The 16061-nt window shown below is 44.7% G+C and carries 17 protein-coding genes; 12 read left to right on the top strand and 5 right to left on the bottom strand.

Annotated features, from left to right (window positions below):
* Positions 1 to 50 precede the first annotated feature (50 nt).
* From HF322_RS01345 to HF322_RS01330, 4 genes are all read left to right on the top strand, one after another.
* Positions 51 to 1607, top strand: a complete 1557-nt coding sequence (locus tag HF322_RS01345; RefSeq protein ID WP_169391592.1) for a glycosyltransferase family 39 protein — start codon at positions 51 to 53, stop codon at positions 1605 to 1607.
* Positions 1608 to 1678: 71 nt separating this feature from the next.
* Positions 1679 to 2737, top strand: a complete 1059-nt coding sequence (locus HF322_RS01340) for a glycosyltransferase family 2 protein (RefSeq protein WP_169391591.1) — start codon at positions 1679 to 1681, stop codon at positions 2735 to 2737.
* A 13-nt stretch (positions 2738 to 2750) separates the two neighbouring features.
* Positions 2751 to 3290 (top strand): GtrA family protein, encoded by a 540-nt coding sequence (locus tag HF322_RS01335; RefSeq protein WP_169391590.1) that lies wholly within the window; start codon positions 2751 to 2753, stop codon positions 3288 to 3290.
* The gene (locus HF322_RS01330) at positions 3283 to 4269 is read left to right on the top strand and encodes a ChbG/HpnK family deacetylase (protein WP_169391589.1); all 987 of its coding nucleotides are present in this window, start codon (positions 3283 to 3285) and stop codon (positions 4267 to 4269) included. Before HF322_RS01335 ends, HF322_RS01330 begins: the two co-directional genes overlap by 8 nt.
* 67 nt (positions 4270 to 4336) lie before the next feature.
* Here HF322_RS01330 and HF322_RS01325 read toward each other — a convergent pair whose 3' ends face one another.
* The 3 genes from HF322_RS01325 to glnE all read right to left on the bottom strand — a co-directional run bounded on the left by HF322_RS01325 (position 4337) and on the right by glnE (position 9208).
* Complete coding sequence (locus HF322_RS01325) at positions 4337 to 4828, bottom strand: hypothetical protein (protein ID WP_169391588.1); 492 nt, start codon at positions 4826 to 4828, stop codon at positions 4337 to 4339.
* Positions 4829 to 5253: 425 nt separating this feature from the next.
* Entirely contained in the window at positions 5254 to 6183 is a 930-nt protein-coding gene (locus HF322_RS01320) for a branched-chain amino acid transaminase (protein WP_169391587.1), read from the bottom strand.
* A gap of 160 nt (positions 6184 to 6343) precedes the next feature.
* On the bottom strand, positions 6344 to 9208 hold the full coding sequence (gene glnE, locus HF322_RS01315) for a bifunctional [glutamate--ammonia ligase]-adenylyl-L-tyrosine phosphorylase/[glutamate--ammonia-ligase] adenylyltransferase (protein ID WP_169391586.1): 2865 nt from the start codon (positions 9206 to 9208) through the stop codon (positions 6344 to 6346).
* A 117-nt stretch (positions 9209 to 9325) separates the two neighbouring features.
* Here glnE and HF322_RS01310 point away from each other — a divergent pair, with 117 nt between their 5' ends.
* The 4 genes from HF322_RS01310 to HF322_RS01295 all read left to right on the top strand — a co-directional run bounded on the left by HF322_RS01310 (position 9326) and on the right by HF322_RS01295 (position 10836).
* Entirely contained in the window at positions 9326 to 9754 is a 429-nt protein-coding gene (locus HF322_RS01310) for a DsrE family protein (RefSeq protein WP_188211203.1), read from the top strand.
* Positions 9755 to 9792: 38 nt separating this feature from the next.
* The gene (locus HF322_RS01305; protein WP_169391585.1) at positions 9793 to 10116 is read left to right on the top strand and encodes a hypothetical protein; all 324 of its coding nucleotides are present in this window, start codon (positions 9793 to 9795) and stop codon (positions 10114 to 10116) included.
* Positions 10117 to 10180: 64 nt separating this feature from the next.
* Positions 10181 to 10507 carry a hypothetical protein gene (locus tag HF322_RS01300; RefSeq protein WP_169391584.1) on the top strand — a complete coding sequence of 109 codons (327 nt, stop codon included), beginning with the start codon at positions 10181 to 10183 and terminating at the stop codon, positions 10505 to 10507.
* Positions 10504 to 10836 (top strand): TusE/DsrC/DsvC family sulfur relay protein, encoded by a 333-nt coding sequence (locus HF322_RS01295; protein ID WP_169391583.1) that lies wholly within the window; start codon positions 10504 to 10506, stop codon positions 10834 to 10836. Before HF322_RS01300 ends, HF322_RS01295 begins: the two co-directional genes overlap by 4 nt.
* Before the next feature lie 7 nt (positions 10837 to 10843).
* On the opposite strand, the gene HF322_RS01290 is transcribed toward HF322_RS01295, so the two are convergent.
* On the bottom strand, positions 10844 to 11383 hold the full coding sequence (locus HF322_RS01290; RefSeq protein WP_169391582.1) for a tRNA (cytidine(34)-2'-O)-methyltransferase: 540 nt from the start codon (positions 11381 to 11383) through the stop codon (positions 10844 to 10846).
* Positions 11384 to 11659: 276 nt separating this feature from the next.
* Between HF322_RS01290 and HF322_RS01285 the strand changes: the two genes are divergently transcribed.
* Positions 11660 to 11800 carry an entericidin A/B family lipoprotein gene (locus tag HF322_RS01285; RefSeq protein WP_169391581.1) on the top strand — a complete coding sequence of 47 codons (141 nt, stop codon included), beginning with the start codon at positions 11660 to 11662 and terminating at the stop codon, positions 11798 to 11800.
* 74 nt (positions 11801 to 11874) lie between these two features.
* Here HF322_RS01285 and hemW read toward each other — a convergent pair whose 3' ends face one another.
* Positions 11875 to 13119 carry a radical SAM family heme chaperone HemW gene (gene hemW / locus HF322_RS01280; protein WP_169391580.1) on the bottom strand — a complete coding sequence of 415 codons (1245 nt, stop codon included), beginning with the start codon at positions 13117 to 13119 and terminating at the stop codon, positions 11875 to 11877.
* A 154-nt stretch (positions 13120 to 13273) separates the two neighbouring features.
* On the opposite strand from hemW, the gene HF322_RS01275 reads away from it, so the two are divergent.
* The 3 genes from HF322_RS01275 to accB all read left to right on the top strand — a co-directional run bounded on the left by HF322_RS01275 (position 13274) and on the right by accB (position 16061).
* The gene (locus HF322_RS01275; RefSeq protein WP_169391579.1) at positions 13274 to 13759 is read left to right on the top strand and encodes an EVE domain-containing protein; all 486 of its coding nucleotides are present in this window, start codon (positions 13274 to 13276) and stop codon (positions 13757 to 13759) included.
* 197 nt (positions 13760 to 13956) lie between these two features.
* Positions 13957 to 15321, top strand: a complete 1365-nt coding sequence (locus tag HF322_RS01270; protein ID WP_169391578.1) for an MATE family efflux transporter — start codon at positions 13957 to 13959, stop codon at positions 15319 to 15321.
* Between the two features lie 305 nt (positions 15322 to 15626).
* Positions 15627 to 16061: an acetyl-CoA carboxylase biotin carboxyl carrier protein gene (gene accB, locus HF322_RS01265; RefSeq protein WP_169391577.1), complete on the top strand. Its 435-nt coding sequence runs from the start codon at positions 15627 to 15629 to the stop codon at positions 16059 to 16061.

The raw sequence follows: 16061 nt of genomic DNA, 5'->3' as shown, positions 1-16061 counted from the left end.
CCTACATTAAATGAAGTTTTTTCAGCAGATTATTGGGCGAGGGGTGTTTAATGCCTATTTTAAAAAAAGAGGATTACACCTCATCATATATAAAATTTTTCTTATTTTTAAGCGCTTATTTCCTCATCTGGTCAATCGCCCCAGCATTTCTTGCCAGCAGTGTTCCTATTGATGTTGGTGAGGGCATCAACTGGGGCAGTGAATGGCAACTAGGCTATTATAAACACCCGCCCTTCTCCTCTTGGGTGCTGTTTAGCTTTTATCAGCTTTTTGGTCATGTTGGACCTTATCTGCTCAGCCAGCTTTATGTCATTTTGACACTGGTTTTGGTCTATCAGCTTGGTCGCAAAGTGTTATCGCAAGATTTGGCATTTTTAGGCAGCATTTTGACGCTAGCGGTGCTGTATTACAGTTATCCAAGTTTAGAGTTTAACCATAATGTGGCGCAATTTCCGATTTGGGCGGGGCTGTACTTAACCTTTTATAACTCGGTGACGCGCGGTAAGCTTTCAGATTGGTTATTATTCGGGGTTATCGGTGGTTTGGGGATGCTCACCAAGTACACGGTGATTTTTTTACTTATTCCCATGGCGGTTTATTTGGTATTACCAAAACAATGGTCACTACTTAAAAAGCCCTATCCTTGGCTTGCAGCTGTCATAATGCTGGCGGTATTTGCGCCGCATTTATATTGGCTGATTAACCATGACTGGTTGCCGCTTACTTACGCCAGTGCGCGCTCAGAAGAAGCGGACGAAATGTCAGGAATCTTCGGCGGTCATTTAAGCTGGCTTCGTTTTATTGGCGCGCAAATCACGGTACATATTCCGCTTATTATTATGCTGCTGTTGACTTACAAGTCGCTTTTGAAACTTAAAGATTATAAAAAACAGTGGTCAAAAGAGCTGGCGCTCATTTGGTATCTTTGGGCAGCGCCGCTTGGGGTATTAATTGTATTAAGTCTCGTTTTTGGCTTGGGGCTTCGTGATATGTGGGGAAGTCCGATGTGGTCGCTGTCAGGGCTACTTGCGGTATCGTTTATCGCCCCAAGCGCGCAGGCAGCGGCGTTAAAAAAGCTACCGCGAGCGCTGTTTGTTTGGTTAGCATTGGTTACCGTATTGATGCTGGTTTATGTGGGCGCTGGCGATAAGCTGCGTCATAAACCCTCACGGATGCAGTGGCCCGAGCAAGCCATCGCTGATCAAGCGCAAGCAACTTGGCAATCGATCAGCAATTGTCCAATGGACAGCGTGTCGGGTGATCGCTGGCTTGGATCGCTTGTGGCAATGAACTCAGGGTTTCCATCGCAAATGATTTCAGGACCTGCCAGTCATTCGCCATGGATGACTTCCCAACGCCTGCAAAATCATGGTACGCTTGTGCTTTGGCAAAACGGCGATGAGGTTGAGTTGCCCTTACTGCAAGAATTATCAGTCATTGACGATGTCGATTTTGATAACCGTTTTGGTAACAATTTGCCTAACAATCCATCTAATCAGCTCATTAAAAAGCAAGGTCAATGGCAAATTGCTTGGCGTGATGCAAACGCAAAAGCGCCGTTAGTGATCGATTGGGTAGCTTTTGTGCCAAGTCGCTGCTTAAAATAAGTTATTTTGACCTGCATATTTTTATAGTTTTCACTGATGTTATCGAAAGATAGGATTTAACGAGTATTTCCATGAGTAAGTCGCGCCCTTATTTGTCGATTGTGATGCCCGCTTATAATGACGCTCAGGCGCTGCAGCAATTTTTGCCACAAGTTTTTGACTTTACTGACAATATCACCCTGCCTGAATCTTACCAAAAATTGAGCGCTCAATCGTGTGAAATTATTGTCGTTGATGATGGTAGCCGCGATGATTTGGTCGGGGTAATTGATCAGTTAATGCAAAAACTTCCGGCTAATACCACGCTTACCTTACTCAGACTGTCACGAAATTTTGGCAAAGAGCCTGCCTTAAGCGCAGGAATTGATGCCGCTCAAGGTGACATCATTGCAATGATCGATGCCGATGGTCAGCATCCGCTCCCCGTACTTGGGCAAATGCTGACTATGATTGAGCAGACCGATATCGATATGGTCGCGGGCATTCAAGCCAATCGCCCAAGCGAAAGTAAGATCGCGCGCGCCTTTAAAAGCAGCTTTTATCATTTTATTCAAGATGGTCAGCGCTACGAAATCCGTCCCAATGCGGGGGATTTTCGAGTCATGAATCATAAAGTGGTGACCGCTTTACGAAAGCTTCCTGAGCGTCAGCGGTTTATGAAAGGGCTTTATGCTTGGGTAGGATTTAATACGGTTTATCTGCCGTTTACCGCCGACAACCGTGATGCAGGAGAAAGCAAATTTAACTATGGCAGCTTATTTGAGTTGGCACTTGTTGGCATTACCTCATTTTCTCAAAAACCGCTGCGATTGATTTCGCGGATTGGCTTTTTGGTATCGCTACTGGCTTTTTTATACGGTCTGATTATCGTTATAGATACGCTACTGTTTGGTAGTGACGTTCCAGGCTGGGCAACGGTTGCCGCTGGTATTATGTTCTCCATGGGTATTCAGCTGGTTTGCCTTGGCGTCATTGGTGAATATGTTGGCAGACTTTATGAAGAGGTCAAGCAGCGACCGCTATATTTGATTTCAGAAACGATAACCAGTACAGATGCTCATCCAAATCAAACGCTAAACACCACCACGATTACGCCTAAGTCTCAAAAGCTCGACCATCGTCATGATTAAGGCTATAAAAAATTTGCTATCCAATCAAGCCTTTTGGTTTTTGATGGTTGGTGCGGCAGCCGCAGGAGTTCATTTTTTAGCATTGATAACGCTGGTCACTTTTACATTTTTAACCCCCGCTTGGGCAAACGTTTTTGCTTTTTTTATCGCTTTTATCGTTAGTTTTTTAGGGCATTTTCATTTTACTTTTAAACCAAAGCCAGCTATTGACAGCGGCGTAAATAATCGCAACAATAGCATTTATCAAAAGCATCACCACTCTTGCCAACCAATAACTAAAATTAATAATCCCAATCATCATAACGATGATGCAAACTCACGCAATACCGCAACGCTCATAACTTCTAAACCCTCCCATCCTGCGCTGGTTAAAGCGCTAATGAAGTGGTTTGCAAGCTCGCTGCTTGGTTTTTTAGCCAATCAGACGCTGTTTTTAATTGGACTGAACTGGTTTGGTCAACCGTATTATCCCCTCATTTGGCTGACAGTCACGGCAGTCATTACCGTAATGACGTTTGCACTTGGGAAACTTTGGGCTTTTAATCATGACTAAAACGATAACTTCACAACCTAATAAAGCCGGTCGCGCCATCATTATCAACGTTGATGACTTAGGATTGTCGACTGCTGTGAATTCAGCTGTGCTGCGCTTGGCAGGTCGCGGTCTTGTTGGAGCAACCAGCTTTATGGCAGGCGGCGTCCTATCAACCGATGAGGTTCAAGCCCTTGATAACTTTAAAGTCGATGTGGGACTTCATGTTGATTTTACCGAAATTTTTCCGACGCATTTAAAGCGTGATTTGCCAGCTTTAATTCGTGCCAGCTATTTGCGGCAATTAAATACCAAACTTATTACTGAAGTCATCCGTCAACAATTTGATGCATTTGAAGCTATCTTTCAGCGAGCCCCTGTTTTTATTGATGGTCATCAGCATATTCATCAATTGCCAATCATCCGTCAGTGCCTTATGAATGAATTGGTGGCGCGATACGGTCAAGCCGCCGCAGCAAAACATCCAACGATCAAAGCTGTCCTGCCGCGAGCAAGGGTAACTACGCCCTTAATTAAAGATGCCAAATCGCAGATCATTTATCGCTTAGGCGGCAAAGCTTGGCAGCAGCTTTGTGAGGGGCATCAGGTGGCAACCAATGATTATTTTGCCGGCGTTTATGACTTTAAAGCTGAACGCCATGAGCTAAAGGCGCTTTGGCAGCAGTGGCTGAGCGCTGCGCCCACCACCAACTATTTAGCGGCGGGGCTACATATGTGTCAGCCTGATCTTGAGCCGCTTGGCACTTATGCGCAATATGGCAGTACCACCCCTGCCATCCATTCCGTGCCGCTTGGGCTACCAAAAAATATGGTAACGACGCTCATCATGTGCCACCCAGCCGTTCCTGATAGCAGTTGGAATGATGAGATCAAAACAGCGCGTGAGCGTGAATTTGCTTGGCTGATGAGTACAGATTTCGAGCACTTATTAGAAGATTATCAAGTTCGTTTGGTAAAATGGTCAGAAATTGCCGCTTAAATTTTTTAAAATCAAACGTTAAAAAAAAGCCCTGCTTTACGCAAGGCTTTTTTATTAGGAAAATGAATTAAGATTTTTTATCAGCGCTTGAATCTTTAGCATCATCACGAGCTTCTTTAATTTTTTTAGAAGCCGCTTCCATTAAATCTGCAGCTTTATCGGCAACTGATCCCATAACTTTTTTAGCTTTATCAGTGACATCTTCAGTTAAAGAACCGTTATCGCTGCTGTCTTTGCTATCGCTATCTTTTTCAGAGTCTTTAGTCTCTGAATTATCTTTATCGTCTGATTTTTTGTCCTTAGCATCAGACTTGTCATCTTTTTTAGCATCATCAGCGCTTTTATCTTTTTTATCGCTGCTTGCCTTGCTGTCTGAGTTGTCAGAAGATTTAGCGTCAGATTGGTTTGATGCGTCTTTTTTATTCACATCTTTATCTTTGCTGGCATCATTTTTGTCTTTTGTATTTTGAAGATTGGCTTCAGAATTTGTTGTGCTATTTTTTTTGTCTTCAGATTTATCGTTAGAATTATTGTTTTGGGTGTTGTTAGCTTGACTCATAATCATTCCTCTTATGGTTGTTGTTTTAATTGAGTGCTTAATTAGCATAAGAGCTAATCACGTTGGTGTCTGTATAGCATCAGTTTCAATGAGTAAGCGTTTAATGAGCTTTGACCAACGTTAGGTTAAAACTATAATATTGAAAAATTAAAAAAGCGATTATGATTCATTCGGTATGTTTACTGATCTTAGTTTATTTAGTATAGCGTGTTGTTAATAAAAAAGTTTTTTCAAAACGAATTACCAATGATTCTCATCCTAAGCTAAAAATTGATAATTGTAAGTCAAGGAACATAAGACGACGTGAGCTATGTTGGTTTAAGGATCAGGCTACCTACTTTTAACTTATTAATAATAAACGCATTATTTAATCCATAAAAAAAAGCCAAGATTATACTTGGCTTTCTTATGATAGCTCTAAATCATTAGTCGATGAAGCTAAGCCAATCCATGTAGTTGTCGTTGCGACCATGAACCACGTCAAAATACAGGCTTTGAAGCTGTTCGGTCAGCTCGCCGCGACCGCCGTTGCCAATGACGCGGTCATCATATTCGCGGATTGGGGTGACTTCAGCAGCCGTTCCGGTCATAAAGATTTCGTCAGCTAAGTAAAACTCGTCGCGAGTGATTCGGCGCTCAACGACTTTGATTCCCAAATCATCAGCAAACTGGATGATGGTTCGGCGGGTGATGCCATCAAGCGCGCCGCCTGCTAGATCTGGAGTATGCAGCTCGCCATTTTTTACTAAAAATAAGTTTTCACCGGAGCCTTGGCAAACATAGCCTTGCGGATCCATTAGGATGGCTTCGTCATAACCGTGGCGGGTGACTTCTTGGTTTGCCATGATGGACACTGGATAGTTACTCGATGCTTTAGCTTTACACATGGTGACGTTGGGCAAGTGGTGCGTGTATGAAGATGTTTTTACACGGATGCCGTTTTTGATGCCCTCTTCGCCAAGATACGCGCCCCAATGCCAAGCGGCAACCATGGCGTTGATGCTATTACCACGTGAGGACAAACCAAGCTTTTCAGCACCCACCCAAATGAGCGGACGGATATAAGCTTCAGCAAGACCGTTTTGCTTGACGATCTCTTTTTGCGCGTCTTCAAGCTCTTTAGCATTAAATGGTACGTCCATTTGAAAGATTTTGGCAGAACCCAAAAGGCGCTCGGTATGCTCTTTTAGGCGAAAAATGGCGGTTCGGTTGTCATCAGTCTGATACGCACGAACACCTTCAAACACGGCCATGCCATAGTGCAAGCTGTGGGTTAAAACGTGGATTTTGGCATCGGGCTGGTCGATGATGTCGCCATTCATCCAAAGCTTGCCTTGTTGAGTTGCCATGTTCATTGTTTGATCCTTTTATTAAAGCAAATCGCCGTCGTAGATAAAAAGTAGAGCATTATTTTAATGCGTGATAAGGATTATAGCACCGACCTTTAAAAAAAATTGCATTCTTTTAGTTTGATGGCATAAGGCTTTTATTTATGAAATTGGCGATTTTATGTTTTTAAGAATTATTCATGTTAGCAACGCCCATCAAAAGCTGCCACTGATCTTGAACCAATTCACGCGTGTCATGCCAATGCGCCTCATCAACCAATAAAGACTGCTCGGCAAGTGCCAATTGATGAATGGCGGCGCGAAGTCGCAAATAAGCGTCGGTCAACTCCTGACAAACTTGAGCTGACCAAATACCAAGCTGTGCCACTTCTTCAAAAATGCGAACATTATCGCTCCATTTGGTCAAGCTTAAATGCTCGTGGCTGTAGGCTAATACGGCAAATTGCGCCAAAAACTCAATATCGACGATGCCGCCCGCATCTTGTTTTAAATGAAACTTGCCAGCAACTTTTGAGGCGCTCGGCGTTCCTAAATGCGTTTGCATTTTAAGGCGCATGTGGGTGACATTGCTGCGGACGTCATCAAGCGTTCGGGGAAGCGCAAGAACGCGGCGGCGAATGTCACAAAAGCGCGCCGTTACTCGCTTATCACCGCAAATGGCTCGGGCGCGAACCAATGCTTGATGCTCCCAAGACCATGCTTTATCAAGCTGATAAGTCTCAAACGCATGGCAGGACACGACCATCATCCCCGCGTTTCCTGAGGGTCGCAGGCGCATATCCACCTCATAAGCGCGACCGTCGCGAGTTTGGGTGTTAAGATACGTCATTAATTTTTGGGCAAGGCGGGCAGCAAATTTCATGCCGCTAACTGATGTTTCTCCTGTGGTCATGCCCTGCTCTTTGATTTTGTGCAAAAATACCAAATCCAAATCGGACGAATACGACATTTCAAGACCGCCAAGCTTACCATAGCCAATGATGGCAAAGCCGCAATCAGCTTCGGTGACCGGATCGCCATCTTTACCAATCGGATAGCCGTAGCGCTTGATCAGCTCACTAAAGGCGCGCTCAAGGGTTGCTTCAAGAACCACTTCGGCAATATAAGTCAGCGAGTCCGACACTTTCATGATCGGGCGCTCTGCTAAAACATCGCTTGCGGCAACGGCAAGCACCTGATTTTTTTTAAACAACCGCAAGACGCTTAATAGCTCTTCTTCGTCATCCGGTTCAACCCGAAGCAATTGCTGACGCAAAATGCTGCGAAGCTCAGTCTTGTCTGGCAGATGCCGATAGCGCTGCTGCAAAAAGGTATCCAAAAGCACCGGATAGCGCGCCAGCTCATTGGCAATCCAAGGGCTGGCTGAGAGCATCGGAATCAGCGCTTTGGTGGCGTTGGGATTTTCAGCAATCATCACCAAATAAATCGAGCGGCGGCAAATGGCTTCTAACAGATCAATGAGCCTTGGCAAAGCAGTATTTATCAGCTTTGGCTCAGGCTGCGATAACAGCGCATGAACGATGACCGGATACGCGGCATCAAAGCGCGACTTTGCCTCAGGGCTCAAGCTTTTGACCATTTTTGATTGTAAAAACTGAGATAAGCGTTCGCGATTTTCTTCATTTAAAAGGTTATCGAGCTTTTCAGCTTGCTCAGTTTGGTTACTGACATTAACGGTAGTGTCATCATCCGGAATTTTGCGCTCAGTGACCATTTTATTAAATGGAATACTGACGTTTTGCCGATGCTCATTGAGCCGCGAGAGTAGCGCTTGCCAATTGTCAAAACCAAGCGTCACTGCCAAATTGTGCTGCCACTTCTTATCTTGCGGCAAGCGCTGTGATTGTTGGTCGTTGATGGCTTGAATGGCGTGCTCAAGTCGACGTAAAAATCGATAAGCGCAAGCAAGCTGCTCAAATGTTTGACTGTCTAAATAATCAAGATCATTAAGCACCGCCATCGCCTCAAGGCAAGCTTTGATTTGCAGCTGCGGATGCCGACCGCCATAAATCAGCTGAAATGCCTGAACGATAAACTCAATATCGCGAATACCACCGGCGCCAAGCTTGATATTGTCCAAATCTTCACGCTGAAGCACTTGGTTTTGAATTAACGATTTCATCTCACGAAGAGCAGAAAAGGCGCTATAATCGACATAATAGCGAAACACGAACGGCTTAATCAGCGCTTGCAGCTCATCATAAAATTTGGGATTGATTTGACCAACCACGCGCGCTTTAAGCCAAGCAAATCGCTCCCAAGCGCGACCATGATTGCAAAAGTATTTTTGCAGCGCTGACAAATGAATCGCCAAGTCACTGCCCTCGCCCCAAGGTCTGAGGCGCATATCCACCCGAAAGACAAAGCCATCCGCAGTGCAGCTGTCAAGCAGCTTAATGATCCCCTGCCCCCAGCGCGTCATAAAGCGCTTGTTATCAATGCTTCGCGTTCCAAGTGCTTTGTTGCCGTCCGTCTCACCGCGACCTTGATGAACCAAAATCAAATCAATATCGCTCGATAAATTGAGCTCATGAGCGCCAAGTTTTCCCATCGCAATCACTGCCAAATCATCAAGGACGCGCTTGCCTTTATTATCAATAAAATAAGGCTTGCCGTACTGATTGATAAGCGTTTGATAGGTATAGTTTTTTGCAAAAACGATGCAGCCATCGGCAAATTCGGAAAGCTCATCGGTCAGTTGCTCAAGGCTAATATTGCCAAGCGCATCTTGCCAAATCCAGCGCATCATCAACAGCTTACGCAAATGCCGAAGCCCTTTCATAACTCCTGCCTCATCAAGCTGCTGATAATTGTCATCTAACGTATAATCTTGAATTAAATCATCAATTTGCTGACGGGTTAACGTTTGATTGAGTGGATAACTGCGCAAAAATGTCTGGCAAGATACGGTTTTTGATTCCCAAATCCTTTGCGCAAACTCGCTTGCGGTATAAAGGACATTGATTTCGGTCTCACTTGGTTGAGCGCCTAGCGTTTGAGTTTGGGTATTTGCGATTTTATTATTTTCCATTTATGATTTCCAAACGTTTGGTTTGTTTGATGCAAACTACTATATCATGCGGGGCACGCTTTTCGGTAACCCCCATTGATGCTATGATAAGCGCATCTTATTGACTCAGGTTTGATTATGACCACTGCCCCGCTGCTGCTGATCACCCATGACCCAAGCCATCCAATGGCGCAATTGGCGTTTCGCTTTGCCAAAGCTTATCTTGAAGGCGCTGCCAGTCAAAAAACTGACGACCAAGAAAACGATGACCAAACGAATGCCAAGCTTGCCGTCTTTTTTTATGGCGATGGCGCACAAACGGCAAATCGCTTGCGGTGGCAATCGGCGGACGTGACGGATATCACCAAACTTTGGCAAAACCTTTTTGATCACTATCAGCTTGCGCTTCCTGTTTGCGTGAGCACCGCGCTTAGCCGCGGGATCAGCGATACCGATAACAGCCGCCGCCATGAGTTACTCGGTGACAATTTGGCAGAAGGTTTTAGCTTGGTCGGACTTGGTGAGCTTGCCGCCATGATGAACGATCGCCGATTGCTTCAGTTTTAATTTGCCGATTTAATAAGAATCTTTTAATAAGGATGACGATGAGCATTTTAATCAAACTGCGAACCCCAACCGAGCTTGCAAGCTATGAAGGCTGCGCGCTTGCGATGACGCTTGCCACGTTTGGTCAGCCCGTTCAGCTGTATCTTGACGCTGCCGTTTTTAACATTTTAATGAATCCAAAATCACGGCTATTTGGCATGATGCAATCGCTTGATTTGTATGATATGCCCAAAGCTTGGCTACCTGCGGACGTGTTTAGTGGCTGGGTTTTAGGAATGCTGCCGCAAGATTTGGCGGCGCAATTGACGCTTGAGCCAGAAGTCATCAATGGTAATGACTTTTCGCAAATTTTAACGTTTTAAGTCGCGCGACCAATTTATAAATTAACTATTTAACCAACGCAATAAGTCAGACTCTAGGAGCCTTATGGCAACCTTATACCAAATTTATAGCCCGATGGACACGCTCAGACGCCACGTGATTGAGATGAAAACGACTTGGCAAGCTGACGATAGTATCTTATTGCTTGGCGACACCGCGATGTTTATCGATTGGTTTGGCGAGTATTTATCGGACGTTGATATCCGCGGCGTGAGCGCCATTTATGCGCTTAAAGACGACATCGACGCGCTTCCTGAATCCATTAAAAGCCAAATTGATTTGGCAAGATTCACCGACATGCTCACTGACAGCGATTGGGTCGCGCTTTGCAGTTCAACCCGCATTGATAAAGTGGTGACCATTTCTTTATGAGTTCAAATATCGAGCCTGATATCCAACTTGACAGCGACGGTCATTTACGTGACCACACGCTTTGGTCGCCATCGGTTGCCCAAAGCCTTGCGGACAGTTTAGAGGTCACTTTAACGGATGAGCATTTGGCAATTTTGCAGCAAGTGCGGTCGTTTTTTGTCAAATTTCACCACCCGCCTGCAACGCGACCATTGATAAAATGGCTTGTGCAGACCATGCCGGATGCCAATATCAGCAATCAAAAGTTGCAGCAGCTGTTTAACACCGGTCTTGTCGCCCGTCATGTCAACCGATTGGCAGGGCTGCCAAAACCGCCAAACTGCTTATAAATCGCTTTTACTTTGGGTCATAAGGCGTAAGCGTCTCGTAGCCGGTGCTGCGACCTTCATCCCCAACAAAGCCTTGCTGACGCCAAACTTCATATAAACAAATCGCGACGCTATTGGACAAATTCAAACTTCTTGAATCCGGAAGCATGGGCAATCTTAGCCAGTTTTGCGCGCCAATATCTGCGCGAATGTCGTCAGAAAGCCCCGCCGTTTCCGAACCAAACACCAAAGCGATATTTGCACCACTTTCATTTTGCGCGTTAAAATCAAACTCATAAAATGGCAAGCTTTGTTTGGTCGTAAGCGCGACAATGGTTTGGCAACCTGCCGCTAGCAACGCCTGTTTTGCTGCTGACCACGCCTCATGAATTTGCAAATCGGCAAACTCATGATAATCAAGCCCCGCTCGGCGCAGTTTTTTATCGTCCAAATCAAAGCCAAGCGGTTTCACCAAATGCAGCACCGCGCCGGTATTGGCGCAAAGCCTGATGATATTTCCTGAGTTACTGGGCATTTTTGGCGCCACAAGAATAATATGGATGCTCATAACGGAGTTTTCCTAAAAATTTACGGTTAAGTTAACCGCTTTTTTGCTTGAAGTAATTAAAAGTTACAGTTTTTGAGCAATAATTACATTTTGATACTGGGAAGCTTTTTTAACTTTCACTATGATATCTCTAACGGTTTATAAAGATAAATGGACGACTTAAAATCAAGCGAAATTTTGGCGCCCTCTTTGGATTTTTATCGTCTTAAACTGCCGTTTCATCATCATTTCCAAGAGCGTTGCTCTTATTGACTCTCCTTTTTTGAGGATTTTACTATGAAAAAAGTTATCATTGCATCTTTAGCTGCTATGTTTGTATTGACAGGCTGTAACACTTTTAAAGGTCTTGGCAAAGACGTGTCAAGCGCAGGTCAAGCGGTAACTGGTACCGCTCAGGAAGTTCAAAACAAAATCTAAATTTGGCTTTATTGCTTAATTTGATAAAAGGCTTTCCAGTTTGGGAAGCCTTTTTTTATAGCTTGATAAAGACGTTATAAAAATTCTTGCAAAATTTGGTTTAAATATCTTGCTCCAAGCGCCGTTGTTTTTAGCATTTTAGGGTCAGAGACAATCAACCCTTTATCAACCAATCGCTTCACCTGACCGGCAATACTATCACAGCTCAATCCCGTCCGCGCGCTGAACATCGACCATGGCGTGCCGTCATTGAGACGCAGGACATTGAGCATAAACTCGCTTGCCAGCTCATCTTGATCAATTGCTTCAAAGCCAACCATTTTTGGCGCTAAAATATTTAAAGCTTTAAAACCCACGTAATCTTTAGGAAGCCTTGATTTGCTAAAACGATAAATGCCGCTTGACGTGCTAATTTTGCCGTGAGCGCCAGCCCCAATGGCTAAATAATCGCCAAATTGCCAATAGTTAACATTGTGACGGCAAGGCTTATCATCTTTTCCTGACCACGCCGAAACTTCATAATTGCGGTAGCCAAGCGCTTGCAGCTTTGCCCGTCCCAAGTCTTCAATATCTGCCAGCTCGTCCTCATCGGGCAAATTGGGCTGATTGCGATAAAAGACGGTGTTTGGCTCGACGGTCAGCTGGTACCATGACAAATGAGTCGCGCCAGCGTCATGCGCCATTTGGATGTCAAAAAGCGCTTGAGCGGCACTTTGGTTGGGCAAGCCGTGCATCAAATCCACATTAACGCGACGAAATCCGGCATTTCGAGCCGATTTGATGGCTGATATGGCATGATCAGCTTGATGAATCCGCCCTAAATCGCTTAATTTTTTATCATTAAAGCTTTGAACGCCGATGGATAAGCGGTTGATACCAACGTCCAAATACTCACTAAACGGCGCGTACTCAAGTGTTCCAGGGTTGGCTTCCATCGTGATTTCGATATCAGGGCTAAATTCAAAATAATCTTTTAATCCTGAAAATAAGCGCCGATATTGCGCGATAGGAAGTAATGACGGCGTACCACCGCCAATAAAAATGGAGCTGATTTGCCGGTTTTGCGTTAATGGCTGCTGTGATTTGGCATCCAAAAGCAGCGCATCGACATAATCATCAAACATACGCTCACTCATATTATCAGGCATTTCATGCGAGTTAAAATCGCAATACGGGCACTTTTTGACGCACCACGGAATATGAATATAAAGCGCAAGCGGAATGCTTGTGATCTCAAGATTTGATAAATTTTCTTCATTATTGAACAAAGAATTATTGGACAAAAAAGTTTGCGCCGCGCTTAGGTCAAAATCAGTCATAGTTAGAGGAACAGCTTTATTTAATCGTAAAAATTAGCGCTAGAATACCGACTTTGCCTTTAAATTAAAAGTCGCGCGCTCATAAAAGCATGATGACTGCACAATGAATTAAAATCAGTTAAATCAAAACAATCAACTAAAATCAGGAGCGCAAGTGAATTATTGGCTGATAAAATCCAATCCAAAATGCTTTAGTATTCATGACTTACAACAGCTTGGCACGGATATGTGGGATGGCGTTCGCAATTATCGCGCTCGCAATTTTATGCGCGATGAGATGAAAGTCGGTGATAAGATCATGTTTTATCACTCAAGTGCCAAGCCCTCAGGCGTTGCCGGAATCATGACGGTCAGCCGCGAGGGCTACCCTGATCCAACACAGTTTCATCCTGAGCATCGCCATTTTGATCCAAAAGCGACTGAGGATAAGCCGCGTTGGTTTATGATTGATGTTGCGTTTGAAAAAGCCTTTTGTGATGTCGTTCCACTTGAAGAGTTAAAAACCCTGCCGGAGCTTGAAGACTCCTTGCTGCTGCGAAAAGGCTGTGAGCAGCTTACCGTTTTGCCGCTAACTGCCATGCACTGGAATGCCATTATAAACCTTGCTGAAGATTTGGGCGTTTTAAAAGCGCATTCCTAGTAATGCTGAGCAATGACTTAGCCAGTTAAAATATTGACATCACTTAGCGACTTGATTACCATCACAGGGTCAATAACCTGTCCGCTTCATTGTGAATGGACGGGTTATTTTGTTTTTGGCGCTTGGGATTTTGTGGCAGGCTGATTTTGCGCCCTACTCAAGCGATTTACCCCTTATTATTTAAGCTGTTTATACTTATGTCTGGGTTTACGTTTACAAATTTTAAAGGCTATAGCTTGCGCTTAGGCGTCTTGGTATTGCCGATTTTAATCACTCAATTTTGCCAAGCAGCGCTTGGGGTGGTTGATGCGATTATGGCGGGGCGCGTATCTGCGCTTGATTTGGCGGCGGTATCGATTGGTTCTGGGATTTGGTTACCGCTATTTTTATTGGCAACGGGAACATTGATTGCGACCACGCCCTTAATTGGCGAAGCGGTTGGGCAAAATAATCATGATCATGTGCCACATATCACTCAGCAGTCGCTTTGGACGGCAGCGGTTATTGGTATCTTAGGGTTTTTGATTGTTAATATCATGCCCAACGTTTTGGGGCTGATGGGCGTTCCTGAAAACATTCAGCCAAAAGCGGCGCAATATCTTCACGGGGTGTCTTTTGGTTTTCCGGCGATTGCGGTTTATGCGGTGCTGCGAAGCTATTGCGAGGCGCTTGGTCGACCAGAGCCTGTGACCATCATTAGTATTATTGGTTTACTTGCCAACATTCCGCTCAATTACATTTTTATCAACGGGCTTTACGGCATGCCTGAGCTTGGCGGCGCAGGCTGCGGGGTGGCAACGGCGATTACCCTTTGGATTAATGTGTTGCTGCTTGCAACTTATACGGCGTTTTCCAAGCGCCAACAGTTTGCCAGTACGCGCTTTTTTTACGCCTTTGCCCGCCCAAATCGCGCCCAAATTAGTAAACTGCTCAAGCTTGGCGTGCCGATTGGCGTTTCTATCTTTTTTGAAGCCAGCCTTTTTAGTTTAGCTTCACTGGTCATCAGCCCGCTTGGTGAGCTTGCAGTTGCCTCGCATCAAGTGGCTCTTGCCGTCACCTCGCAGCTGTTTATGGTTCCTATGTCGGTGGCGATGGCGCTGACCATTATGGTGTCCAATCGCTTTGGCGAGCAAAATCTTATCGCGCTGCGCCACGTTCAAAAAACAGGGCTGATTTGGACGATTATCATTGCCATAATTTGTATGGTTGGGGTTTGGCAATTCAGACCGCAACTTGCCGCCGCCTTTACCGACAATCCAGAAGTTCAAGCCCAAGCCATGTATTTGCTCATTTTTGCGCTTGGCTATCAGCTGTTTGATGGCTGGCAGGTCAACATTGCTGGTATTTTACGTGGAATGCAAGACACGACCGTTCCCATGTACTTGACGCTATTTTGCTATTGGTTAGTGGCGTTGCCGCTTGGTATTTACTTGGTGCGCTTTACCGATATTGGCGCGCAAGGGTTTTGGATGGCGCTCGTCACTGGACTGTTTTTAGCCGCTATCTTGCTGACGTTACGGCTTCGCTATCAGCAAAAGCGCTTGGTTCAAAAATGGTCTTAATGCCTAAAAATAACGACGAACTTTACTCATTACTCACAAAAGCGGCAACAATGAGCCGCTTTTTTATATCAAAAATTTGCCCAATTTCCTATAATGACTTTATTTTCAGCATGATTGACTATTAATGGCTGATTACTGCCTAAAAAATTACCAGTTTCTCACCTTTCATTAAAAAATATGTAAAAATTCCAGTTAACAACTGTACATCGATTGCTCATTGCGACTAATATAGGTATGATTAGCAATCACATTAACAATATTTTGTTACACTGTTATTTACACTTAGAATAAGGCTCATCATCATCATGGATATCGAAAAAATACGCACCCTCATTGCTCTTATGGAAGAAAACGAGCTGGTCAACCTAGAAGTCAGCTCTGAAGATGAGCATATCAGCCTGACCCGTCACTATGATGCGCCAGCTCCTGCCATTATGGCGGCGCCTACTGCCGCTGTTGGTGCCGCACCTATTGCGCCTGCCGCCAAATCAAGCGCAAAAGCAGGCAGCGTTGAGACGTCACCTATGGTTGGCGTATTTTATGCCGCTCCTAGCCCCAATGATCCTCCGTTTGTTAAAGTCGGTCAAAAAGTTCAAGCAGGCGATACCTTGGCAATCATTGAAGCCATGAAAATCATGAACCATTTAGAAGCCACTCAAAGCGGCGTGATTGATGAGATTTTAGTCAGTAACGGCGAAGTTGTTCAGTTTGGTCAGCCGGTCATTCGTTATAAAGCTTAA

This window comes from Psychrobacter sp. MF31, from assembly GCF_012847335.1.
Classification (GTDB): domain Bacteria; phylum Pseudomonadota; class Gammaproteobacteria; order Pseudomonadales; family Moraxellaceae; genus Psychrobacter.
Note: the sequence above shows the minus strand (reverse complement) of the source record. Positions and strands in the feature narration are given on the sequence as shown.

Bases quoted from the DNA above. Each gene is read 5' to 3' on its own strand.
- HF322_RS01270 (WP_169391578.1), top strand. From the start codon at position 13,957: ATGTCTGGGTTTACGTTTACAAATTTTAAAGGCTATAGCTTGCGCTTA.
- glnE (WP_169391586.1), bottom strand. From the start codon at position 9,208: ATGGAAAATAATAAAATCGCAAATACCCAAACTCAAACGCTAGGCGCT.
- HF322_RS01290 (WP_169391582.1), bottom strand. From the start codon at position 11,383: ATGAGCATCCATATTATTCTTGTGGCGCCAAAAATGCCCAGTAACTCA.
- HF322_RS01310 (WP_188211203.1), top strand. From the start codon at position 9,326: ATGACCACTGCCCCGCTGCTGCTGATCACCCATGACCCAAGCCATCCA.
- HF322_RS01300 (WP_169391584.1), top strand. From the start codon at position 10,181: ATGGCAACCTTATACCAAATTTATAGCCCGATGGACACGCTCAGACGC.
- hemW (WP_169391580.1), bottom strand. From the start codon at position 13,119: ATGACTGATTTTGACCTAAGCGCGGCGCAAACTTTTTTGTCCAATAAT.
- HF322_RS01285 (WP_169391581.1), top strand. From the start codon at position 11,660: ATGAAAAAAGTTATCATTGCATCTTTAGCTGCTATGTTTGTATTGACA.
- HF322_RS01295 (WP_169391583.1), top strand. From the start codon at position 10,504: ATGAGTTCAAATATCGAGCCTGATATCCAACTTGACAGCGACGGTCAT.
- HF322_RS01345 (WP_169391592.1), top strand. From the start codon at position 51: ATGCCTATTTTAAAAAAAGAGGATTACACCTCATCATATATAAAATTT.
- HF322_RS01325 (WP_169391588.1), bottom strand. From the start codon at position 4,828: ATGAGTCAAGCTAACAACACCCAAAACAATAATTCTAACGATAAATCT.
- accB (WP_169391577.1), top strand. From the start codon at position 15,627: ATGGATATCGAAAAAATACGCACCCTCATTGCTCTTATGGAAGAAAAC.
- HF322_RS01330 (WP_169391589.1), top strand. From the start codon at position 3,283: ATGACTAAAACGATAACTTCACAACCTAATAAAGCCGGTCGCGCCATC.
- HF322_RS01305 (WP_169391585.1), top strand. From the start codon at position 9,793: ATGAGCATTTTAATCAAACTGCGAACCCCAACCGAGCTTGCAAGCTAT.
- HF322_RS01320 (WP_169391587.1), bottom strand. From the start codon at position 6,183: ATGAACATGGCAACTCAACAAGGCAAGCTTTGGATGAATGGCGACATC.
- HF322_RS01340 (WP_169391591.1), top strand. From the start codon at position 1,679: ATGAGTAAGTCGCGCCCTTATTTGTCGATTGTGATGCCCGCTTATAAT.